At 59.1% G+C, this 3,127-nt stretch carries 4 protein-coding genes; all 4 read right to left on the minus strand.

Going from position 1 to position 3,127, the window contains the following annotated elements:
• Positions 1-90: 90 nt before the first annotated feature.
• The gene (locus BSIN_RS21385) at positions 91-393 is read right to left on the minus strand and encodes an antitoxin PaaA2 family protein (protein WP_256583927.1); all 303 of its coding nucleotides are present in this window, start codon (positions 391-393) and stop codon (positions 91-93) included.
• A 2-nt stretch (positions 394-395) separates the two neighbouring features.
• Positions 396-686: a type II toxin-antitoxin system RelE/ParE family toxin gene (locus BSIN_RS21390; RefSeq protein ID WP_089341914.1), complete on the minus strand. Its 291-nt coding sequence runs from the start codon at positions 684-686 to the stop codon at positions 396-398.
• Complete coding sequence (locus BSIN_RS21395) at positions 674-952, minus strand: CopG family ribbon-helix-helix protein (RefSeq protein WP_089341915.1); 279 nt, start codon at positions 950-952, stop codon at positions 674-676. Before BSIN_RS21395 ends, BSIN_RS21390 begins: the two co-directional genes overlap by 13 nt.
• A gap of 102 nt (positions 953-1,054) precedes the next feature.
• On the minus strand, positions 1,055-3,127 hold a 2,073-nt coding region (gene traI, locus BSIN_RS21400), incomplete at its 5' end, for a TraI/MobA(P) family conjugative relaxase (RefSeq protein WP_369828231.1).

The raw sequence follows: 3,127 nt of genomic DNA on the forward strand, positions 1-3,127 counted from the left end.
CTGTCTGCGATTAAATCGGCAGCATGATCGCCCCGGACGTTCCACTTAAAAATCTCAGAAAACTGTCCGAACGAGCGAGGCCACCTCTCGTCACTCATTGCCTTTCCTGATCCGTGCCTGTAACTCGGCTCGCTTCTTGGCAAAGCTAGCCTCTGCTTCTTCGTTGGATATCGGCTCACGGGGGTCATCAAGGCTCTTTTGGACCTCATCTCGAAACCACTGGTCATAGGCTGCTGCGTCTGCAAGCAACTGCAGCGTAGGCTCGTGCCGCACCGTGACCCACTCCAGGATCAGGCAGTAAGCCTGCACGGGCGATAGCCCTTGCTCGGCCAGAATCGTCGCCGCATCGTCGTGGAGCACGTCGATCCGTGCCTTCGCCTCGTCATCGGTCATGATCAATACCCCGCTTCCTTCTGATGCCGGACAGCCAAGATCGTGACGGCGTCGCCATCGAAGCGATACCGGGCCACGTAACCACTGTCCCCGAAATCGATGGGCCACTCCCGATACTGCTCGGGTAGATCTTCTACGAGACGTCCCATTCGAGGGTGAGTCCCGAGGGCCTGTACGCCTTGTCTAATCGCTTCACCAGCCCTCCTTGCAGCGTCAGGATTCTTCGGTCGCAGGAAGTCGCGTAGTCGCTGTAAATCTCGGATAGCCGCCGGTGCAAAGATTACTTGTGGCATTCAGGCGAGGGCAGTTCGTTTTCAGTTCCCCAGCTCGTGAGCCACTTATCTACTTCCTCAGCAGTCGCGTGCAGGCCAGTCACCTGAAATTCATCCCACGCCTTGAGCGTGTCCCGGTTTAACGCCTCGCGCTTTTCCTCGCGCTCGACATACTGCTCAATGGCTTCACGCATGATCCAATGCGCGGTACGTCGACGAGCCTCGGCCAAGTGCTGGACCCGCCCTTTCAGTTCATCATCAAGCTTGATGGATGTTGCCGTAACCATGACCCGGCCCCCGTAGCAAAAGGTAATACCTGCGACTACTATAGACCCAAGCGCCGCCCGAGTCTATATGACCCCAATATCTCAGATGACCCATCGCTCCGCTCATGGCCTTATGGCACGGCGTAGCGTTTGCCGGGGCAGTTGCTTCGCTGCAGCCGCTGTCTTGGCACACCGCAACGCTTCCTGCTCGGCGTCTCGGAGCCGAACCTCAATTCGATGTTCGACCATAATGTCGATCGCGCGCCGCTTGAATTCTTCGCTACCCGTGAGCTCGAATACTCCCCCATACTTCTCCGCGGCCAGTTGCAGCGCAGTCTTGATTGACAGGTCGTCGCGATCGCCTTTGGCGAGCACATCGATGCGTCGGCCGAGATCAATGAAAGCGTCGCGACCATCGTCTAATCGATAGATCACCGCTCCGTCCCGGCGGACGCGAAAATACAGCCCATCAGCGACGTTCCGTGCAACCGGATCGACATCGTCAACGTGGATGACGCCGTCGGCATCATCATTGGTTAGCGCCCGCACTAGCTCTCGCGCACGTCGCTTCTCACTGTAGACGAAGCCGCGTAGCTGGCCGATCGCCGCACCGTCGCCGGCGGCCGCCTGGCGCTCGACCCATTCGCGATATGACAACCTGCGGTTCACTGGGTCCGCGCACAGCGCCTGACGCTCTCTGCGGATCTCACGTCGCAGCCGATCGCGGTCCCGCACCGTCTCGAATGCAACGACGCTGTACAGCACGTTTCGGGCTGCAGCGTCCGTGACGGTCGTTCGGATCTCGAGCCGCTTCTGACGGGCAGCTTCGCGGATATCCGAGAATCGCTGCCGCACACCAGCCGGGTCGAGTCGGCGATATACGAACGCGCGCTTGTACTCGCCGTACCGGGCACGCAGCTCACATCGAGCTTGTGCGCGCTCCTGGCGCCGCTCCTCCCGCATTTTCGAATCGCGCTTCGGCGGCCGATCCTTGTCGTACGTCAGGACAGCGCTGGTCGTTGATGCCGACAGCTCGAACGGCCCGAGTCGTTTGGTCAGCCGTGCCTTCCCCAGCGCCTCGTGCATGTCGCTGGCCTTGATCGGCGTCGTAGTCGCAGCACCCGGATTGAGGTCGTAGATAGCGAAGCCCTGCCCTTTCTCGCGTAGCTCGAGACCATACTTGGCGAGCAGATTGTGCAGTTGACGCCACGTCAACTCGTCATTTTTCAGCGCGGCCAAGAGCGCTTTACGCGGCTCACCGCGTGCGTAAGTAAACAGACTTTCTTGATTAGCGTGCCGCTCCATATCAGCTGCCGGCGTCGGTTGCTTGCCTTTCGTGGCTGGGTCCTTGCTTGCCCAATCGATGACGGCGTGGCCATTGCGCTCAAAGACCGCGTAAGGGCCATTGTCGTGTTGCCAGCCATATCGGAGCTCCAGCTCGCGCATCGCGCGATCCAGCTTGAAATAGTCACGCTCGGGATAGACGGCGGCGAACGTGTCCGGATTGACGCGATTGACGGCGATATGCAGGTGCGTGTTGTCGGTATCGCGATGCACGGCAAAAACGTACTGATGATCCGCCATACCGACAGCGCCAAGCGCGTGCGCACCGCACTCGAACGCTTGTGCATCGGTCGGTGATTCATTCGTCGGCCAAGACAGAACGACGTGGTACACGGCGTCCTTAACCCGGGCGTTCTGGGTCGCCACTGCCTTCATCTCAGCAGCAGCGGACGACAATGACAAGCAATTGTGTTCGCACGCAACGCCCGTCGGCGTTACGAGGCGTTCGGCCTGGCCGAGGAGTCGCCCAGACCAAAGCTCCGCAAGGGCTTCCGCTTCGGCCTGGCTAGGTGCAGGCTGAATCGGCTTCTTTTCGAGCCGGAGACGTACTCGCCGCGCTAGCGCCCTCTGTTGAAAATCGCTGTCGATTTGCGGTGACTGTCGAAGGTAGTTCGCGGCCAATCGGAGATGCTCTCTAGCACGCGCAAGAATCTTGAGCTGCTTTTCTCGATCGTGCGGATCGCTCGGATCAACCTCGTCGCTCAAACGCGCCTTCTCTTCATCGCGATTGGTGATGTACTCCACCAAGTCCGTAAAACTCGATTGTTGATGTCCGCACAGAACTGACCCACTAGAGCTGAAAATTTTCATCGAATTTTGACCCACGTGATTGAATGCCCTGCTCAATCTTTG

This window comes from Burkholderia singularis (assembly GCF_900176645.1).
Taxonomy (GTDB): domain Bacteria; phylum Pseudomonadota; class Gammaproteobacteria; order Burkholderiales; family Burkholderiaceae; genus Burkholderia; species Burkholderia singularis.

Coding starts and splice junctions, on each gene's coding strand:
- BSIN_RS21385 (WP_256583927.1), bottom strand. CDS start 393: ATGACCGATGACGAGGCGAAGGCACGGATCGACGTGCTCCACGACGAT.
- BSIN_RS21390 (WP_089341914.1), bottom strand. CDS start 686: ATGCCACAAGTAATCTTTGCACCGGCGGCTATCCGAGATTTACAGCGA.
- BSIN_RS21395 (WP_089341915.1), bottom strand. CDS start 952: ATGGTTACGGCAACATCCATCAAGCTTGATGATGAACTGAAAGGGCGG.